The organism is Flavobacterium tructae (genome assembly GCF_001853485.1).
GTDB classification, from domain to species: domain Bacteria; phylum Bacteroidota; class Bacteroidia; order Flavobacteriales; family Flavobacteriaceae; genus Flavobacterium; species Flavobacterium tructae.
This window is the reverse complement of record NZ_MIKE01000011.1, coordinates 813,264-832,794: the sequence shown is the minus strand read 5'-3', so window position 1 is coordinate 832,794 and position 19,531 is coordinate 813,264. Positions and strand designations below refer to the sequence as shown.

The following is a 19,531-nucleotide window of genomic DNA, read 5'->3' as shown; positions in this document are numbered from 1 at the left end:
TAGAAAGATTTAGCATTTCAGCAAGTGTTAAATACCTTGAAATAAAGAATAATTGCCTATTTTTGCAATCTAAATTCAATCTAAATAAGCTTGCAAAATACTATCCACACTCTGAAAAAAGGCGAAAAAGCCATTATCAAAGATTTTGATATCGATCTTATTCCTCTAAAACTACTAGAAATGGGTTGTTTGCCGGGCAACTTAGTTGAATTACTGCAAATTGCGCCTTTTGGCGACCCCTTATATTTAGACATTAATGGCTCGCATGTTGCCATTCGCGTTGAAACTGCTCGTGAAATTGAAGTTGAACTTATCAAAACCAATTTGTAATGAGCATTCAAAATATCAACGTCGCCCTTATCGGGAATCCGAATACCGGAAAAACTTCTGTTTTCAATCAGCTTACAGGATTAAATCAACAAGTTGGGAACTATCCCGGAATTACAGTTGAGAAAAAAATCGGTTTCTGTAAGTTACCACACAATATCAAAGCCAACATTCTGGATTTGCCGGGAACCTATAGTCTGAATGCCAGTTCTATGGACGAAAGTGTGGTTATTGAATTGTTACTCAACAAAAACGACAAATTATATCCGGATGTAGCGGTAGTGGTTACAGATGTCGAAAATCTGAAACGTAATTTACTGATTTACACTCAAATTAAAGATCTTGAAATTCCAACGATTCTGGTCATCAACATGTCAGACCGTATGGAAAGCAAAGGTATTACTTTGGATATTCCTTATCTGGAGGAAAAACTAAAAACGAAAATTGCTTTGGTAAGTTCCCGAAAAGGTTTGGGAATTGAAGAACTGAAAGAACTAATTGTTTCGTATAAAAATATTCCGCATGAGCCTTGCCTGAACGCATCGGTTATTGATCAGGCGTATTTTGAAAAACTACAGGAAGCTTTTCCGAATCAGTTGTTATACAAACTTTGGCTGGTAATTACACAGGATGTGAATTTTTCGAACCTGGATCGAAATGAAATCAGAAGCACTTTTACCAAATCACATTCGGAACTAAAACGCTTACAGCAAAAGGAAACGATCAAACGATATCAGTTTATCAACGATGTTTTAAAAGAAGGTTTAAAAGTAGATGCCTCAATGGCGAAGGATATCAGAGCGAAACTGGATCGTGTTTTAACCCATAAAGTTTGGGGTTATGTTATTTTCCTGGCTATTTTATTTTTGATCTTCCAGTCTATTTTCAGTTGGTCAACTATTCCTATGGATTTCATAGACAGCTCTTTTGCTTCCTTAAGCAGCTGGGTTGCCGCAGAACTGCCAAGCGGAATTCTAACCGACTTACTTTCTCAGGGAATTGTACCGGGAATTGGCGGTGTGATTATTTTTATCCCACAAATTGCCTTTCTGTTTCTGTTCATTTCGATTTTAGAAGAAAGCGGTTATATGAGCCGTGTGGTCTTTTTGATGGATAAAATCATGCGAAAATTTGGTTTGTCCGGAAAGAGTGTCGTGCCTTTAATTTCAGGAACGGCCTGCGCTATTCCGGCCATTATGGCTACCCGAAATATTGAAAACTGGAAAGAACGACTGATTACAATTCTGGTCACTCCTTTTACTACCTGCTCTGCCAGACTGCCTGTTTATACGATCATTATTTCACTGGTAATTCCGGACAAACGCCTTTTTGGAATCTTAAACATGCAGGGATTAGCGTTGATGTTATTGTATTTACTAGGTTTTGCAACCGCAATTCTCGCTTCTTATATCCTGGACAAAATATTAAAAATTAGTTCAAAGACTTATTTTGTGGTAGAAATGCCAAGCTATAAATTGCCGTTGTTCAAAAACGTTGCGATTAATGTTGTAGAGAAAACAAAAGCTTTCGTAGTGGGTGCGGGTAAAATTATCTTAGCCATATCTGTGATCTTGTGGTTTTTAGCTTCGTATGGTCCGGGAAAAGATTTTAATGAGGCCGAGACTATTGTAAAAGAAAGATTTGCAGATACTACTATAGATGAAACTCAGTTTGAAAATGAGGTCGCTTCGCAAAAACTGGAAAACTCTTATATCGGTTTGATGGGAAGAGCCATAGAACCTGTTATTTCGCCTTTAGGTTACGACTGGAAAATCGGAATTGCACTAATTAGTTCCTTTGCCGCACGTGAAGTGTTCGTGGGAACTCTTGCAACCATATACAGTGTTGGAGATACGGACAACGAATCTACCATAAGAAGTAAAATGCAGGAAGAGATCAATCCGGAAACGGGTCATAAGATTTTTAATTTTGCCTCGGGTATATCCTTATTGCTTTTTTATGCTTTTGCCATGCAATGCGCCAGTACGCTTGCCATCACCAAGAAAGAAACCAATTCCTGGAAATGGCCTGCCATGCAGCTTGTCCTGATGAGTGGTCTTGCTTATTTTGTCGCACTTATAACGTATCAACTTTTAAAATAAACGATCATGGTACAAGAAATTATTGCCTTTATCATATTATTCATTGCCGTTGGGTACCTCATCAAGAAGTTCTTCTGGAAATCTAAAAAGAAGAAAGATTGTGGCGATCACAATTGTGGATGTTCTTAGAAGGAGATTCATAGGAACAAAGATTTAAAACCATACAACTTTGCTCAGCCTTACAGCTGGCAGATATTCTAAAAAAGCAAATTTAAAAGATGACTAATTTAATTTATTATCTATTCTTCATAACCTTAAATCTGTCCATATTTTTAATTCTTTCTAAAAAAGTCCTTTTAAACCGATACATCAATTTAGGCATTGCTGCTTTTTTTATAATTGTTTATTTAGCGCACCAATACAATCTCATTGACAATAAAATAAATTCATCCGATTTTAGAACGATATCCTTTTTTAGTATTCATTTAATATTCTGGTTCTACTTCAATGACCTTTTATTAAAGCTAATGGAACCCAAAAAGAACACTTTTAATTATTTCAATAAAGGTATATATGTCTTTGTACAAAAGGATTTTCTAATTTATCTGCTTTTTATAATGACCACAATCTTACAGATAGATTGGGTTTACCGCATAAACTAAAAGTACTTAAACCCTAAATTTAGAAGAATAATTAATTCACCAAATAAACACAAAGCTTCACAGAGATTTTAAATCCTTTGTGAAGCTTTGTGTTTTCTTAGTGTGTCTCGGCGGAAAAAAAACCTTTACTCCTCTATATATCAACTAAATACTAATCAAAAGGATCTCTTTTAATTTTTTAATTTGTGGTTTTAATTATACTTTTAGCAGGTTTTAAAAAACCAAATAAGTTCAACCTCAAACAACAAATTCTAAAATGAGTTCGAAAGTTTCTTTCCTTTTTCTTTTGCTCTTGTGTTTTGGATATCATGGACACAGCCAGAAAAGCAATACTCCTGCAAGACTAAACGATAGTACCGTTGTTACTTCTGATGGAGTTCCTTTGTTTCTAAAAGTTTCCGGTAAAGGTGATCTCTGTATTTTTTTGCACGGTGGTCCCGGCGCATGGAGCAAATCGTTTGAAGAAATGGGAGGAAATGTTCTTGAAGATAAACTGACTATTTGCTATTTTGACCAAAGAGGCTGTGGCCGTTCCGCATCCTCCCCGGATAACAATTACAGTCTCAACAGAATGTTAGAAGATATTGAAGACATTCGTAAAACCCTGAATACCGAAAAAGTATTTATCATGGGGCATTCCTTTGGAGGAATCTTAGCTTCCGCATACGCTCAAAAATACCCGGAACATGTTAAGGGCTTAATTCTTTTAAATGCAACATTGGATATCAACGATTCGTTGCTGAATCAGATTGATTTTATGGGCAAAACACTTGGTGAAAACATAACGGTAAAAAATAATGAAACTGCACTCGATACTTTTATAGCTTCAAAGAAACGCATTAAAAAAGCAGGCAAGGATTACATGATATTATCTGACAGCAAACAGAACGTAGAAAAACTCGATAGTATCGACAGTAGTTTTAAAAGAAATTATTCTTTTGGACAGCAGGCACTAAGCATGCCCGTTTACTTAAGCAATTTTACCAAACAAACTTCACTGATAAAAGTACCTGTTCTTATAATCACAGGATCGCAGGATCATAGTATTGGACCGGATCACTACCGTATGTTTCAATTTCCAAACCGGGAAGTAAAGATTATAAAAGGAGGTCACATTTTATATTACGAGAAGAACAAAGAATTTAAAAACGCTGTGCAGGCATTTGTTCAGAAAACGGCATCAAAGTAATCGAGAGCCTAAAAACTGAAACTTAGGTTTAAAAAAAACTTACGGTTCCATAAGCCTTCGACTTCGCTCAGGGGGACATTCCACTAGCATTCTGCTGGTGTCAGGCTGAGCGGAGTCGAAAGCCTCTTCTCTATTAAAAACTGAAAACTGAGACTAAATACTACTTCTCCCCCTCCCATTCCGCATAAAACTGCGCCAGGAATGTTTCCATAAAACGATGTCTTTCTGCGGCAATTTGCTTACCGGTTTCGGTATTCATCTTATCCTTCAGGAGCAAAAGCTTTTCATAAAAATGATTGATCGTTGGTGCCGTATTCTTTTTGTATTCCTCTTTTGTCATATTGGTTATGGGTGCAATTGCAGGATCATGGAGCGTTCTATTCTTAAAGCCGCCATAATTAAATGCTCTTGCCACTCCAATGGCCCCAATTGCGTCTAAACGGTCCGCATCCTGAACGATATCTAATTCTACAGAAGAAAACCTCTTTTCAAAATTTCCGCCCTTATAGGAGATGTTTTCGATAATGTTTACCACATGCTGAATTATTTCCTCAGCAACTTCCTCTGATTCCAGAAATAAACGAGCTGTTTTAGGCCCAATAGTCTCGTCTCCATTGTGGAATTTACTGTCGGCAATATCATGAAGCAAAGCTCCCAATTGTACTATGGTAAGATCACAGTCAGTTCCTTTGGCAATTAAAAGTGCATTTTTATAAACGCGTTCAATATGAAACCAATCGTGTCCGCCTTCGGCATCGTTTAATTTCTCTTTTACGAAAGCAATCGTTTTATTTATAAGTTCGGAATTATTCATAGTATTTGTAGTTTGCGATAAATGTCACACACCTCAAGCAGGTGAAACAGATTTACTCTGGTATTTTGCACTTTAAATAAAAATTGTTGATTGTCAAAGTTTTGAAACCTCAACAATCAACAATATGTTTTTCAGCTATTCTGCTTAAAGTTTCACAAATCTAAACTCTAAAATCAGAAATCTGTACTTTACAATCTGGCAGGCTCCACCCATTTAAAGATATGAGATTCTGCAGGGATTACAAGTCTTTCAGAAATTCTTGCCATACGGGCCGGTAATTTCATCAGGTAATCACGCGCTTTCTCTGCTTCGTCTGTCAAATTTGAAATTTTATCAATTTCCCATTTGTTGATTAGCTTTTGCATAATATCAACATAATCGTTAGCGGTGTACACCCCTATACGTTGTGCTGAATCTGAAAACTGCTCAAAAGCACTGCTTATTTTCTGACCTGATTCTCTTAAAAAGTGCGCCGGCATAACGATTTTTTGTTTCATCATGTATTGAAACGCCAACATCATTTCACTTGGATCAACGGCAAAAATACGGGTAACAAACTCGCTGTAAGCATGATGGTGACGCATTTCGTCGCCTGCAATCATTTTACACATTTTAGACAATTTGTTATCCCCAAATTTCTTTGCCATTTGTGCCACTCTGTTGTGCGACACATAAGTAGCCAATTCCTGGAAGCTGGTGTACACAAAGTTTTTGTACGGATCAGATCCGGTTCCAATATCAAAACCGTCGTTGATTAAATGCTGAGTAGTCATTTCGATTTCACGCATGTTTACACGACCAGACAAATACAAGTATTTATTTAAAAGGTCTCCGTGGCGGTTTTCTTCTCCGGTCCATTGTCTGATCCATTTCGACCAGCCATTTCCACCGTTTTCTACCTGATTGACTCCTTCTACATCCATTAACCATGACTCATATGTTGGCAAAGCTTCTTCAGTGATGGTATCCCCCACTAAAGTTACCCAGAAATCATAAGGCAGTTCTTTAGCAATTTCACGTAACTCTTTTACCTCCTCAAAGAAATTTTCTCCTTCAGAATTAGGCAAAAAGTCTGACGGCTGCCAAATTTTTTCCACTGGAATTAAATACTGTTCAACGAAGCTATCCACGTTTTTTTCCAAAAACTGCATTACTTCTAATCTAATGTTTTTTATAGACATTACTTATTTAAGATTGGGATTTAAGTTTTCGTTTGTACTAAAACAAAAATCTATTTATACTCATTTACTCCTTCTACCACTGCTTTTTCTGTCAAAGCCATTAAATCGGCAAAATCATAATCTTTTACGGCCATTGCTTTATGTGCTGTAAAAGTTAAATGATTTCCTAATCCAACCGGAAACATTCCAAAACGAACCATTTTCCATGAATTATTGATACTTACCGGCACTACATAAGCAGACGGCGCATATTTACATAAGATTTTTAAACCACTTTGTGCAAACTCTTTAGGTTTTCCTGTTTTACTTCTTGTTCCTTCAGGAAAAATTACAGCGGCTCTGGTATTTTTTTCGATATATTCAGACAAGCCTTTGATTACCGGAATCGCTTGTTTAGGGTCTTTTCGGTCGATTAAGACAGATCCTCCATGGCGTAAATTATAAGACACACTCGGGATTCCGCTTCCTAACTCTTTCTTACTTACAAATTTACAATGAAATCGTCTAAAGTACCAAATCATTGTCACGATATCGTACATACTTTGGTGATTCGCAACAAAAATGATTGGAACTCCCTTTGGTATACCCTCTACTCCACTAACGGTGTATCTTGTTCCCACCAGATTGGTACATCTTAACAGGAAGAAATTCAGATAATCTACGCTTTTTTTATGTGCCTGATACCCAAAAACATTCAGGCAGAACCATTGTATCGGGTGAAATACCGCCAGACAAAAACCAAAACACAAGTAATAAATTACGGAAATGGGGTACGAAATTATCTTTTGCATGCTTAAAAAATTAATGCCCAAAAGTAATAAATAAATTTTTAGCGGTATAAAAATTGAAAACAATAACCGTTTTTCTGGTTTAATTGTACCTTTGCCCTAAAATTTGCAAATTTTTTCTGAATTAAATGAACTTCACTTACCCTAAAAATGAACGCTTAAAGAGCAAAACCACAATAACTTTACTGTTTTCTGAAGGGAAATCGGTTTCAAAATATCCTTTGCGTTTGGTTTATGCTCCGGCAGAAGAAAATTCACCAGAAAAAATCAAAATTGGCGTTTCGGTTTCTAAAAAATACTTCAAAAAGGCCGTAGACCGAAATTACTTCAAACGAGTTCTAAGAGAAACGTACCGACTGAACAAACACTTACTTTTGGATAACATTTCACAGCCCTACTCATTGATGTTTTTTTATCAAACGAAAGACAGACTCTCTTATGACGAAATCAACACCAAGACCATTCAGCTTTTTGAGAAATTCCTTCAACAGGTAAATAAAACCCCTGATTCTGAAAATAAAACAGAATTGTAATCGTTTTAAGGCAACTTTATTTATCAAATTATACGAAAAATTATAAAAAAATTGTAGTTTTAAATTTAATTTGAAATATTATGCGCTATATTTTATTTTTATTCTTGCTCTTTTTAGGCTTTTCAAGTTGCAGTAAAAATGAGGAATCATCTGCTAATATGATGGTTAGCGCCGTCAAGCTTACTCCAAAAAATGAATCCGCTGCAGCGTCAGATGCACAGTATGACCCCGCTGCCCCGGATGCGCCACAGATATCACAAAAAATTATTAAGCAGGCTTCACTTCGATTCGAAACCAATGATTTAGAGGATACTTTCAAACAAATCCAAACTGCGATTGTTGCCAATAAAGCCACCATTCAGAATGATTCTGAAGGCAAAGAATATGACAACATTTACAGAACCATAACGATTCGCGTTCCCAGTGCTAACTTTGATTCTTTTATAAATGCAGTTTCTAAGGGTGTTTCGTACTTTGAACAAAAAGAGATTTCAGCAGAAAATGTTACCGAACAATACATTGACCTAACTTCAAGATTAAACACAAAACGTAAACTTGAAGCCCGCTATTTAGAGATTTTACAAAAAGCTACTAAGATTAGTGAAATATTGGAAATTGAAAAACAAATTTCGGCTATTCGTGAAGAAATTGAAGCCAAAGAAGGTCAGTTAAAATACCTCGAAAGCCGCGTTTCAGAAAGTACTGTAACGATATCATTTTACAAAACCATAGCTCAAAAACAAGGCGTTAAGATTTCTTATGGTTCTAAAATATGGACTGCTATTCAATCCGGATTTTTCAGCCTGTCCGATTTTTTAATTTCGATCATTAGTATATGGCCGTTTATAATCGTATTTTGCGTACTTGTCTACTTTATTAGAAAAAGATTTAAAAGAAAAAAAATATAATCATGTATCCTTATTTCAAGAAGAAATTCATCATACCTGCTGTTGCTGCAGGGTTTTTATTTATCGGAACCAGTTTCAAAGACGACTTTTTTGAAATTGCCAAACAAATCGAAATTTTCACTACGCTGTTTAAAGCCGTAAACACGAATTATGTTGACGAGACCAACCCCGGTGACTTGATGGACAAAGCCATTAAAAGCATGCTGGGCAGTCTGGATCCTTATACGGTTTATTTTAACGAACAGGATGTGGTGAATTTTAAAATCAACAATACCGGAGAATATACCGGGATTGGCGCTTTGATCTCAAGAAAAAAAGACCGTTTAATTGTTCGTGAACCTTATAAAAACTATCCTGCCGACAAGGCCGGACTGAAAGCGGGAGACGAAATCATTCAGATTGGTGATGTTTTGATTGCCGATTTTAAAGATGATGCTTCGCAATTAATGAAGGGAACTAAAAACACGAAAATCAACATCAAATACCTCCGACAAGGGCAAACCTTCACCACTCAACTCGTTTTGGATGAAGTGGATATTAAATCAGTTCCATTTTTTGGAAAGATCGATGCTAAAACAGGATACATTGTTCTGGCGCACTTTAGCAGAAAAGCATCCAACGAGGTGAAAGACGCACTTGAGAAACTTAAAGCGGACGGTGCTACACAAATCGTTCTGGATTTAAGAGGGAATCCGGGTGGTTTGCTCAATGAAGCTATTGATATCTGTAATTTATTTGTTCCGAAGAATGAGGTTATTGTAACGACAAAATCAAGAATCGAAAAACACAACAACATTTATAAAACAACTAAAGAACCTGTTGATACTGCGATTCCTTTGGCCATTTTAGTCAATGGCAGAAGTGCTTCAGCCTCAGAAATTGTTTCCGGAGCTTTACAGGATTTAGACCGTGCCGTAATTCTGGGAAGCCGCAGTTTCGGAAAAGGTTTGGTGCAGCGCTCTGTTGACTTAACTTACGGAACTCAGTTGAAAGTGACAATCTCACGATATTACACGCCTTCCGGACGTTGTATTCAGGCTTTGGATTATGCCCATAAAGACAAAAATGGTGTGGCTCAAAAAACGGATGCTAAAAATTTCAATGCTTTTAAAACCCGAAAAGGAAGAACGGTTTATGATGGAGGCGGTGTTTTACCGGATATCGAACTGGACGAAACCAAAATGAGTCCGATTACAACGGCCTTGCTAAAAAATGATGGGATCTTTGATTATGCTACCACGTACTATTACAAGAATCCAAACTTAGGAGACAAAACACCAACGATTACAGATGCTGATTACAGCAGTTTTAAACAGTTCCTGAAAACCAACAAAATTAGTTTTGACACGGAATCGGAAGTGGCGTTGAAAAATATGATGGCTGCAGCCAAAAATGAAAAAATAGACGAAACTATTGCTACGGAATACCAACAATTACAGGCAGCTCTTGAAAAAAGCGAAAGCACTCTGCTGGATAAAAATCAAAAGGAGATCAGAAACCTGATACAGGAAGAACTGATTAAAAGATATCAGTATCAGGAAGGTTTGTATCAATATTACATTAAAAACAATTCAGAAATTAAAAAAGCAGTAAACGTATTAAATAACCAGACCGAGTATAAAACGATTTTAAAAATGTAAAAAAATGAAGCTTTACAGAGTTCTATTTCTGTTTCTTATTTACAATTTATCGGCACAGCAAAAACCTATTGAAACCATTTATTTCGAATTTGACAAGTTCGACCTTACACCGAAACAAACCGAAGTTGTAAACCGTTTTATTAAAAGTATCGACACCTCTAAAGTTGAGTCGGTACAAATATATGGCTATTGTGATGATCGCGGAAACGACGAATACAACTTTCGTTTGTCTAACAATCGCGCAGCCACCATCCAAAACTTATTGGTTCGCGCAGGCTTCAACCAGGGCAAAATTGTTATTCTGGAAGGAAAAGGCCGTGTGGTTGTACGGCCTGACACTATTGAAAACTTACATGAAACCCGTACCCGAAACCGGCGGGTTGACTTAATTGCTGTAAAGAAAAACAGCTTTGGTAAAGGAATTTACAACTCATTTCCTAATAAACTTAAAATTGGTGACAAGATCTTTTTAGACAATATTTTATTTGATATCGGAAGTTCAAAACTTACTTCAAACTCTAAAAAGGAATTAGATAAGGTTGCCGCAATCTTAGAAAAACAAAATGGTTTAAAATTCGAAATCAGAGGTCATGTTTGCTGCACCCCTGATATCTACTCCGACGGAATTGACAGAGCAACCAATGAAAGAAGGCTTTCCTGGAACCGCGCCAAAACTGTTTTTTACTACCTCAGCTCCAAAAAAATCTCCAAAAACCGAATGACTTATCAGGGTTGCGGGAATAAATACCCGTTGGGAAAAGGTGATAATCTGGATCGTCGTGTTGAATTTTTGATTACTAAGATTTAAAAACAATAATCCTCTAGCTCTTTTCTGTTACTAAATATTCTTTTGCTTTCTCCAAAACCTCATCTTTCCCTTCCTGAATTCCTTTAACTGTTGGGCGAACCTCTATATCGATCTTGACCCCTTTTCTTTGTGTCTCGGTTCCATCGGGGTAAAAAACACCTAGTCCACTTATAGCCGTTTCAAAGCCGGAAAATTCAAGTCGGGACACATCACCGTCCGCTGCCGCAGTCTGGCTGCCAATAGTCGTAACATTATCACCCGTTTGTAAAAGCATAGTCACAAACTCCGCTCTGCTTTGGGTCTCTTCATTAACCAACAAAACTACTTTTCCTTTATAATATGATTTTTTTAATGGCTCTATCACGAGAGATTTTTTCCAAATAAACCTTCCTGGATATTTTAAATCAGGGGCAATACACTTGACATACTCTTTATTTTCAAAACTTAGTCTTCTCGCAATTCTATAAGGCATCAGTGGAGGGTAGTTTCTAATATCTATAATTAAAGCTTTTGTCGAATTCAGCTTTTCCATAATCTCGTCCTGATCATTTACTTCTATATTAGCCAAATTAATATATCCTATATTGTTTGCATCCAAATTAAATTTTTCTTTGGTGCGACTCAAGTTTGATTTTAAATCTGATCCTTTGTAACGTTTTACCATTTTTACCAGAACAACATCATCTCTTCTTATTTTTACTTTTACTGAATCCGTTGAACCATTAAACAGATGATGGTTATAATTCTTAGCTTTGGTGCTATTATTTGAACCGTTTACGTATTTTTTTCGATCAGCCATTATTTTCAAAGCATTTTCACCCTCAATTTCTTCAATAATATCCCCCTTTCTGATATCATTTATTTTCGCGAGTGAATCGCTGTAAATTCCAACGATAACAACTTTATTTTCAATTACATTACTGAAAGCCGGAATATACTTTTTCCCAAAAAACTCAAAGTTCTTATCCGTATACAAACTTGCATGTGTATCGTCAAGTTTAATAACGGTTACAAGCAATGCCAATTGATATTCAGTCGCATTGTTGGCTTTTTCAAACTGAGGAATCATTTCCTCCAGAACTGTACTCCATTTTTGATCCGTTAAATATTTATAGGGGAAGAAATATTCAATTGTATTCCAATATTTGAACAAACTTAGTAACCGATAATTTTTATCCGGATATTCAAAATCTTTATATTTTGATTCATTTCTGACTTCAACATTATCTCTTGAACTTTTGGTGACATAGTAGCTATTACTTTGTGCTCTATTTTCTTCAATGTATCTAAGTTTACGAGAAAGCTCCGGTGTAAAAACAGCTAAATTATCCGCCCAGGCAAGATCAAAGTTTTTATCAAAATAATTTTTTGAGGACACATCTTTACATGATTTACATTCTTCTACAACGCCTAAGGTTGCAATCCAGTCCAAATAAACTTTTGATAAATCCTCTCTGTTCTTTGCGCTTTCAACTTTAGGAATCATTGTAACCAATTGCTCATCCCAATTGAAATTACCTTTAGCTACATTGGGATGATAATATTTTAAAAATCCCCAAATTTTTGCAAGGCTCGCCAAATTTTCGATGCGTTGATTTTCATCACTACTTACCTCCCTACTATTACCAAAACATAAGACATTAAAAACTAAAAACACAAAAACCAGTATTCTTCTTTTCATATACTATTTATTTTATTAGACATTAATCGCAACCTAAATTAGAGAAATCCAGTCTTCAAAAATGTTATCCAAATCATAAAAAAAAGGAAAGTCTTATCTACTTAATAAAGTAAATAAGACTTCTATATGATTTTGACAAAATTTAAAATCTAAAGAAATAAATCTCTAACTAATAGTCTTCACTATCAATCAGCTTCTGACCATCTCTATGTGCTCAATATCATCTTCCAGATACATTTCGCTGGTTTGCACGAATCCGTGGCTTTCGTAGAATTTTTTTAAATATAATTGAGCTCCAATCGTAATCGCATCTTTATTAAAATTTGATTTTATGGCTGCAATTGCTTCACGCATCAGATCATGTCCCCATTTTCGGTCGCGGTAATTGGCATCTACCACCACACGTCCGATCGAAGCATTATCAAAACTAATCCCCGCATCGAATAAACGTACATACGCGACTGTTTTTCCATCGTATTCCCCAATCAGATGTAATGCTTTCTTGTCTTTACCGTCAAGGTCTAAATAAACGCAGTTTTGCTCGACTACAAAGATCTCACTTCTTAATTTGAGTAAATCGTATAGCTCGTTTACATTTAACGCCTCAAAAGGCTTTATTTTCCATTTTAGCTCCATTTGCTCTTTGTTTATTGTTTTTGTCTTATTGTTTACGGTTCTAACTTACGCTAAAAACAAAATTATACCAAATATTCTTAACTATAAATCCCGATTACAAACTGCAATCGGGATTTATACTTTATGATGAAATGAGAATCCTATTTTTTCTTCATAATGATTTCCATGCTCTTGAACTCTTCCCCATTTTTTACATCAAACATTTCCATTTTACGTGTTTTAGCATCTACAATGGTATAAATTTCTCTGTAGGGTGTTTTTTTGCCGTTTACGGGATTAACCATGTCCCCTTTTAGCTCCATACTTTTGGTACTTTCATCGTACTTACCCATTGCCACCAGCATACCGGTTCCCATATTATCGATAAAAGTGGTGGTGTATTCTTTACTGGCATTGTTGTAAGCTAATGTACTTTTACCCTCAAAAGCTTGCCCCATCATGGTTCCTTGATAATTCGATTCCTGATAACGTCCTCCAAGAATCATTTTAACGTTTGCTGTTGAAGTGGCTTTTTCAGGTTTCCCGTTTGGTTCTGACCAGAAAGTCATGTCACAATTCCAGGTTCCAACCTCATCCGCCATTAATTTATGAGGAGCCCCAGGGGTTGCATACTCTTGCCAGGCTTTCATTTGTGCTGCCGAATCAACCGGTTGTTCTGCTATTGGTTCTTCCTTTTTAATACTATCAGAAGAGCCTACTGTTTCAGTTGCTGTCTTTGCCTCTTTTTTACAGGAAGCAAAACACATGACTAGTAATAATGCTGCAATTAAATTTTTCATAATGATCTGTTTTAATGTTAGTTGTAAAACAAAATTAAGAAAAATTAGTTTGTCACCTCATTACTAAAAACTTAACATGATTTCTATAAAAAGCTGCAAATTGATAATTTTGGTATTGGGCTTTTGCCCTTTCAGGGCGCAAACAAACTTTTTACATGCTTCATAGTGCGTTGCACTATGCTTTAGCTGAAGCTCTTTCAGAGCGACGGATTTACCTCTTATCAATTTTAACTGATTTTATTATCGCTTCCAGGTCTAACATTAAATCACGTTCTTCGTTGGAGGGTGAATAACAAAATCCTTCGATTACCAGAATTCGGTTATACATTTCGTCAACAATGGCATAGTTGATAAAAGGTCCGGCCATAAAATCATTCTTAAGCTCCCAGGTGCCTTTAGTTTCAAAAGCTTTTTTTCCATCTAATAAAATCGTCGAGAAATAGGGAGCATAAGCCTCTCCTGTAATCATACGTGTTTTGGGTTCCTTGCCTTTGATGTAGTACCCAACCGAATCCCGCATACGGATAATGTTGTCTACTACATTTGAGCTTTTTTCAAAACTGCGAATCGGAATTTGATAGATGAGCAGACTGGTATTTCCGCTAATGATGTCTTTTTTAAGCCAGATAAAGTTCTTTTTGTGCAACATGTATTCATATCCAACGGGTATCTGAAGATCGACATGAAATTTGTTTTTTATAATCGCCGGATTCAACAGGGATTTACTGTTATCTTCCTGAATTTTTTTGATTTCGGTATCGCGGATTACCTTAATAATTTGCGCGGAATTGAGTTCGATACTGCATATGATATCATCTACCGATTTTCCGTAAATTCTAAAAGTATTATGAGGCAGCGAGGCACTGTGTGTGACTTCGAACTTATCAGCAACAGCTTTTTTTACCACTATAATACTACGACTGTCGGTAACAAAACCTTCCAGCAAACGAGCCGGATACTGATTGATGGTAAATATTGGTTCTTCCTGTGTAAGTCCTAAAACCGGTGAGGCAAATTTATTTCGGATACTGTCGCCTACTTCACCATACCACAATTGATCGTCTATAATGACGGAAATAGTATTGGTTTTTCCAGACACAGATTCAGTCTGCTTGTTATTTTTAAAGCATGAAATGAACAGCAGCGAAAGTAGTATTAATAAAAAATGGGTTTTATTCATTCTCTTAAGTTATGAAATAAAACCCAAATTTATATAAGATTTTGAATTATCCGTTTATTTTAAGTTTCATTCCGGGTTTAATGTCTCCGTCTTTAATATTATTCCATTTTTTAATATCGGAAATAGTTACTCCCGGATATTTTTTAGAAATACTATACAACGAATCTCCTTTTTTAACATAATAGTCTTCACCCAAAGCTTTTGATGTTGCTTTTTTCTTAAACGAATCAATTGAATTGTTTGATGCAATAGCGGTTGTTACAGCATTCTCATCTACAATTTCAGGAACTGCTTTAGAAATCACTAATGTTTTCCCCAAACCAATATTATTTGAAGTTAGACTATTAAGTTCTTTCAACTCCGCAATAGTCGTACCGAATTTCTTTGCAATACTGCCTAAATTGTCTCCGGCAGCTACTACATATTCCTGCGGTTGTGCATTATTTTTATCTTTATCATCTGCTGAAGCAATAGCCTCTTCTGATTTTTTATCTATTGCAAGTGTTGCTTTAGCTTCTTTAGGATTTTTAACAACTGCCTCTATTTCAGATTTAATTTTTAAATTTCTTCCAAAGGCCACTGAGTTTGATTTCAGATTGTTCCACTTCTTCAGATCTACAATGCTTACGTTATACTTTTCGGCAATTGCTCCCAGATTATCCCCTTTACGAACTTTGTAAAACTGAATTTCTTTAGGAGATTCTTCTTTTTCTTTGGCTTTCGCAATGTATTTGGCTCTTGGGGCTGTCCTCATCGCCAATTGAACCGGAATGGTTTTGTTCTGCGATTGGTAAGCCACATAGGCATAAATTTTGTCTTCGTTTGAAACAAAGGTGGCAATTTTCTCTTTCGGTAAACGCAGATAATGCTCCTCACCCTGATAAAAAGGAACGACGTTTAATTTATACGATGGATTTAAAAGCTGAATTTGAGATTGCGGCATGTCTAACAAATCAGCAATTTGTTTGAATGTCATTTGGCTTTTGATCTGAACGGTATCCGTTTCAAAATTTTTAACAACGGCTCTTTGTGGATTGATCCCGTGTTCTTTGTGGTATTCAAAAAGGTACATGGTGGCTAAAAAAGCGGGTACATAACCTTGAGTTTCTTTTGGAAGATGGCTTCGAATGTCCCAATATTTTGTTTTTCCACCGGAACGACGAATGGCCTTGGTCACATTTCCTGGTCCTGAGTTGTAAGAGGCCAGAACCAATTCCCAATCACCAAAGATGCTGAACATTTTAGTCATATATTCTGATGCCGCGGCAGTTGCTCTAAGCGGGTCACTGCGTTCATCGATATAAGAATCTATTTTAAGTGCGTATTGTTTTCCGGTTCCGTACATGAATTGCCAAAGTCCGGTGGCGCCCATTTTAGAAACTGCTTTAGGATTTAAAGCAGATTCTACAACGGCTAAATATTTAATTTCTAAAGGCACATTTTGTTTGGCAAAAGCGTCTTCAAAAATTGGAAAGTAATATTCTGATAAAGACATCAATCGTGAAAACGATTTTTTACGATTCTTAAGAAATGACTTTATAATGTTTTCTAATCCCTGATTGTATTCAATATTAAAAGGTGATTTCCCATTCATTGCCTGCAATCGCTGTTTTAGCAAATCTGTAGGCAGTTCTTCATCAACTGTTACATCTGTGTTAATGGTTTGAATGTCTTTTGTTAAATCGTCGTAAATATCGAGACTTACTAATTCGTTCATCCAAAGACTGTCAACACGTGTTGCCAGTTCATTTTTTTTGAAGGTACTTTTAACAGAATCTAAATACGATATTTTTACAACCGGTTTAATTTCAGCATCTGCTTTTGTAACATTCTGTGCGACCACAGAAATAGAAAAAAAAGCGGAAACCACTATTACTATTTTTTTTACAATCATATAACATTTTTTTAAAATTCTATAATTCAATAAATTACAGAAACCTTAGTTTTACAAACTTAAACAGTTTATTGAAGAAAACTATGTAAAAAAATGTTAATTGTGATTTTTTAGTCCAAAATCGCGGCGATTCCAGGTAAAATTTTACCTTCTAACATTTCAAGCATAGCTCCACCTCCGGTAGAAACATAACTCATTTTATCTTCAAAACCGAACTGTTTTACTGCTGCAACAGAATCTCCACCACCTACTAATGAGAAGGCACCATTTTCTGTAGCTTCAGCAATATAATCACCTAAAGCAATCGTTCCTTTAGCAAAGGACTCCATTTCGAAAACTCCTAATGGGCCATTCCATAAAATTGTTTTTGACTCCAGAATTACTTTTTTAAAGTTTTCCAAAGATTTTGGACCTGCATCAAGACCTTGCCATCCGTCAGGAATCGCGTTTACATCTACTACCTGAGTATTTGCAGTATTAGAAAAACTATCTGCCGCAATTACGTCAACGGGAATGTGAACCTGAACTCCTTTTTCTTTGGCTAATCTCAAAATTTCTAGAGCTAAATCCTGTTTGTCATCTTCACAAATAGATTCTCCGATTTTACCTCCCAGTGCTTTAACGAATGTAAATGTCATTCCACCACCGATGATCATATGATCTACTTTGTCTAAGATGTTTTCGATAACGGTAATTTTTGAAGATACTTTTGAACCTCCAAGAACTGCTGTTACGGGTTTTTCGCTATTTTTAAGTACTTTATTTAAACTTTCTATTTCTTTTGCCAATAAGGTTCCAAAACATTTTTCAGTTGGAAAAAACTGGGCAATAATTGTGGTTGAAGCGTGTGCTCTGTGTGCTGTACCAAAAGCATCGTTTACATAGATGTCTCCTAATGATGCTAATTCTTTTGCAAAAGCAACATCTCCGGCTTCTTCCTCAGCGTGAAAACGTAAATTTTCAAGCAACAAAACTTCTCCCGGCTGTAAATTTGTAGCGGCGGTCTTTGCTACTTCTCCAACACAATTTTCAGCAAATTTCACCTGAACTCCCAAGATTTCAGAAGCTGTTTTTAAAATGTGCTTTAACGAATATTTATCTTCTGCTCCTTTTGGTCTGCCTAGATGCGACATTAAAATTACACTTCCTCCTTGTGCTAAAATTGCATCGATAGTTGGTTTTGCCGCTTCGATACGTGTAGCATCCGTTACATTAAAGTTTTCATCCAATGGCACATTAAAGTCCACACGGATAATTGCTTTTTTATTTTTAAAGTCGAAATCGTTTAGAGTTTTCATTTGATAATTTTTTAATTTTTTCTGATAGAAAAACAAATATAGAACTTTTAAGGTTGCAACAAATTTGAAAAATATAAAAATAAACCCGCTGTAACAGCAAAAACGATATAATCTATGAAAAAAAACAAATTAACTTTAAAAACGCTAAAAATGTTTGCTTAGTCGTGAACCGGGCTTTGTGTACAAGGACAGTTACTAATGGCTTGCAAGAAATCGAAACCAATAGTTACCGAGTGTGTCCCCGTGTTGTAATTCCCTAAATTGTTAAACATTACCTGATACGAATACCCAAAGTAGAACTTAGATTTCATAAAACCTACCATTGGCCCAACGGATAATGGTTTTGGGAACTGATCGTTTAAGAAACGGTACGAAACCCCAATCCAGTAATAATCCTCGTAACGGTTGTAACGTCTGTACTTGAAGTTAAAATCGGTTGTAGAACGTTTATCACTTGCGAAGTATTGGTAGTAAAGCGATGGTTCGTATTCGATACGGCTGTTTTCTCCGTCTTTAAAAACAAATCCTGTATATACCTGATAATTGGAAAGTAAACTAGGCTCTACTCCTCTGTATTTGTTAGTGTTTTTCTTTAGTACGTTATTCGCATTAAAACTGATATAAAATGCTTTGTTACGGTACAAAGCACTTACATCGAAGTTGCTGTTTGCGGTATATCGATTGTCGGTTACACTTGGATCTAAAATAGGATGCTCGATGGTGTTATTGAATTCGTCAATATCAATACGGAAACTATTAAAGTTGTACGAAAGTCCGAAAGACAAGTATTGTTTCGAATAATAATCCAGAATAATGTGGTGCGCAAAGGAGATCTTAGCTCCAGTCTGGCGCGTATATCCATTCTTATCATTGTACACATTGACACCCACTCCTGAACGGTCCAAAACTCTAAAATCGGCATAAAGCGACTGGTTGTCCGGCGCATCTTTTATCCCTACCCACTGGGTAAGTCCATTGGCTCTAATTCTAAGGTTATCGCCGATACCTGCGAAGGCCGGAGAAATAACAAAAGGATTATCGGCTAAATACTGTGTAAAAACCGGTAGGTTTAACTCTTGGCTGTAACTTGTTGTTACAGCCATGAGTACTAAAGATAAAATAAACTTTTTCATTGTAATAATTTTTTTAGATAACATCATTAGGGGCTCTT

18 protein-coding genes are annotated in these 19,531 nt (G+C 36.0%); 8 read left to right on the top strand and 10 right to left on the bottom strand.

Going from position 1 to position 19,531, the window contains the following annotated elements:
* Positions 1-90: 90 nt before the first annotated feature.
* The 4 genes from BHE19_RS05545 to BHE19_RS05535 all read left to right on the top strand — a co-directional run bounded on the left by BHE19_RS05545 (position 91) and on the right by BHE19_RS05535 (position 4,220).
* Positions 91-330 carry a FeoA family protein gene (locus tag BHE19_RS05545; RefSeq protein WP_017495803.1) on the top strand — a complete coding sequence of 80 codons (240 nt, stop codon included), beginning with the start codon at positions 91-93 and terminating at the stop codon, positions 328-330.
* Positions 330-2,429 (top strand): ferrous iron transport protein B, encoded by a 2,100-nt coding sequence (feoB, locus tag BHE19_RS05540; protein ID WP_070906266.1) that lies wholly within the window; start codon positions 330-332, stop codon positions 2,427-2,429. Before BHE19_RS05545 ends, feoB begins: the two co-directional genes overlap by 1 nt.
* 6 nt (positions 2,430-2,435) lie before the next feature.
* Positions 2,436-2,558 carry a FeoB-associated Cys-rich membrane protein gene (locus BHE19_RS22240; protein ID WP_083342470.1) on the top strand — a complete coding sequence of 41 codons (123 nt, stop codon included), beginning with the start codon at positions 2,436-2,438 and terminating at the stop codon, positions 2,556-2,558.
* A 729-nt stretch (positions 2,559-3,287) separates the two neighbouring features.
* Complete coding sequence (locus BHE19_RS05535; protein WP_070906265.1) at positions 3,288-4,220, top strand: alpha/beta fold hydrolase; 933 nt, start codon at positions 3,288-3,290, stop codon at positions 4,218-4,220.
* A 160-nt stretch (positions 4,221-4,380) separates the two neighbouring features.
* Here BHE19_RS05535 and BHE19_RS05530 read toward each other — a convergent pair whose 3' ends face one another.
* The 3 genes from BHE19_RS05530 to BHE19_RS05520 all read right to left on the bottom strand — a co-directional run bounded on the left by BHE19_RS05530 (position 4,381) and on the right by BHE19_RS05520 (position 7,006).
* Positions 4,381-5,034 (bottom strand): HD domain-containing protein, encoded by a 654-nt coding sequence (locus tag BHE19_RS05530; RefSeq protein WP_070906264.1) that lies wholly within the window; start codon positions 5,032-5,034, stop codon positions 4,381-4,383.
* 188 nt (positions 5,035-5,222) lie between these two features.
* Positions 5,223-6,215 carry an acyl-ACP desaturase gene (locus BHE19_RS05525; RefSeq protein ID WP_070906263.1) on the bottom strand — a complete coding sequence of 331 codons (993 nt, stop codon included), beginning with the start codon at positions 6,213-6,215 and terminating at the stop codon, positions 5,223-5,225.
* Positions 6,216-6,265: 50 nt separating this feature from the next.
* Entirely contained in the window at positions 6,266-7,006 is a 741-nt protein-coding gene (locus BHE19_RS05520; RefSeq protein ID WP_070906262.1) for a lysophospholipid acyltransferase family protein, read from the bottom strand.
* A 125-nt stretch (positions 7,007-7,131) separates the two neighbouring features.
* Here BHE19_RS05520 and rnpA point away from each other — a divergent pair, with 125 nt between their 5' ends.
* The 4 genes from rnpA to BHE19_RS05500 all read left to right on the top strand — a co-directional run bounded on the left by rnpA (position 7,132) and on the right by BHE19_RS05500 (position 10,892).
* Complete coding sequence (gene rnpA, locus BHE19_RS05515; protein WP_017495797.1) at positions 7,132-7,536, top strand: ribonuclease P protein component; 405 nt, start codon at positions 7,132-7,134, stop codon at positions 7,534-7,536.
* A gap of 80 nt (positions 7,537-7,616) precedes the next feature.
* Complete coding sequence (locus tag BHE19_RS05510) at positions 7,617-8,444, top strand: DUF4349 domain-containing protein (protein ID WP_070906261.1); 828 nt, start codon at positions 7,617-7,619, stop codon at positions 8,442-8,444.
* A 2-nt stretch (positions 8,445-8,446) separates the two neighbouring features.
* The gene (locus BHE19_RS05505) at positions 8,447-10,084 is read left to right on the top strand and encodes a S41 family peptidase (RefSeq protein WP_070906260.1); all 1,638 of its coding nucleotides are present in this window, start codon (positions 8,447-8,449) and stop codon (positions 10,082-10,084) included.
* Between the two features lie 4 nt (positions 10,085-10,088).
* Entirely contained in the window at positions 10,089-10,892 is an 804-nt protein-coding gene (locus BHE19_RS05500) for an OmpA family protein (RefSeq protein WP_017495794.1), read from the top strand.
* 13 nt (positions 10,893-10,905) lie between these two features.
* Here the strand turns inward: BHE19_RS05500 and BHE19_RS05495 are convergent, their stop codons facing one another.
* The 7 genes from BHE19_RS05495 to BHE19_RS05465 all read right to left on the bottom strand — a co-directional run bounded on the left by BHE19_RS05495 (position 10,906) and on the right by BHE19_RS05465 (position 19,493).
* Positions 10,906-12,573 carry a S41 family peptidase gene (locus BHE19_RS05495; RefSeq protein ID WP_070906259.1) on the bottom strand — a complete coding sequence of 556 codons (1,668 nt, stop codon included), beginning with the start codon at positions 12,571-12,573 and terminating at the stop codon, positions 10,906-10,908.
* A 189-nt stretch (positions 12,574-12,762) separates the two neighbouring features.
* Complete coding sequence (locus tag BHE19_RS05490) at positions 12,763-13,209, bottom strand: GNAT family N-acetyltransferase (RefSeq protein ID WP_070906258.1); 447 nt, start codon at positions 13,207-13,209, stop codon at positions 12,763-12,765.
* Between the two features lie 140 nt (positions 13,210-13,349).
* Positions 13,350-13,988, bottom strand: coding sequence for a DUF1579 domain-containing protein (locus BHE19_RS05485; protein WP_070906257.1), 639 nt, complete (start codon positions 13,986-13,988; stop codon positions 13,350-13,352).
* 211 nt (positions 13,989-14,199) lie between these two features.
* The gene (locus tag BHE19_RS05480; RefSeq protein ID WP_070906256.1) at positions 14,200-15,168 is read right to left on the bottom strand and encodes a DUF4837 family protein; all 969 of its coding nucleotides are present in this window, start codon (positions 15,166-15,168) and stop codon (positions 14,200-14,202) included.
* 46 nt (positions 15,169-15,214) lie between these two features.
* Positions 15,215-17,062 (bottom strand): LysM peptidoglycan-binding domain-containing protein, encoded by a 1,848-nt coding sequence (locus BHE19_RS05475; protein ID WP_070906255.1) that lies wholly within the window; start codon positions 17,060-17,062, stop codon positions 15,215-15,217.
* Between the two features lie 110 nt (positions 17,063-17,172).
* On the bottom strand, positions 17,173-18,360 hold the full coding sequence (locus BHE19_RS05470) for a phosphoglycerate kinase (RefSeq protein WP_070906580.1): 1,188 nt from the start codon (positions 18,358-18,360) through the stop codon (positions 17,173-17,175).
* 158 nt (positions 18,361-18,518) lie between these two features.
* The gene (locus BHE19_RS05465; RefSeq protein WP_070906579.1) at positions 18,519-19,493 is read right to left on the bottom strand and encodes a PorP/SprF family type IX secretion system membrane protein; all 975 of its coding nucleotides are present in this window, start codon (positions 19,491-19,493) and stop codon (positions 18,519-18,521) included.
* Between the last annotated feature and the right edge of the window lie 38 nt (positions 19,494-19,531).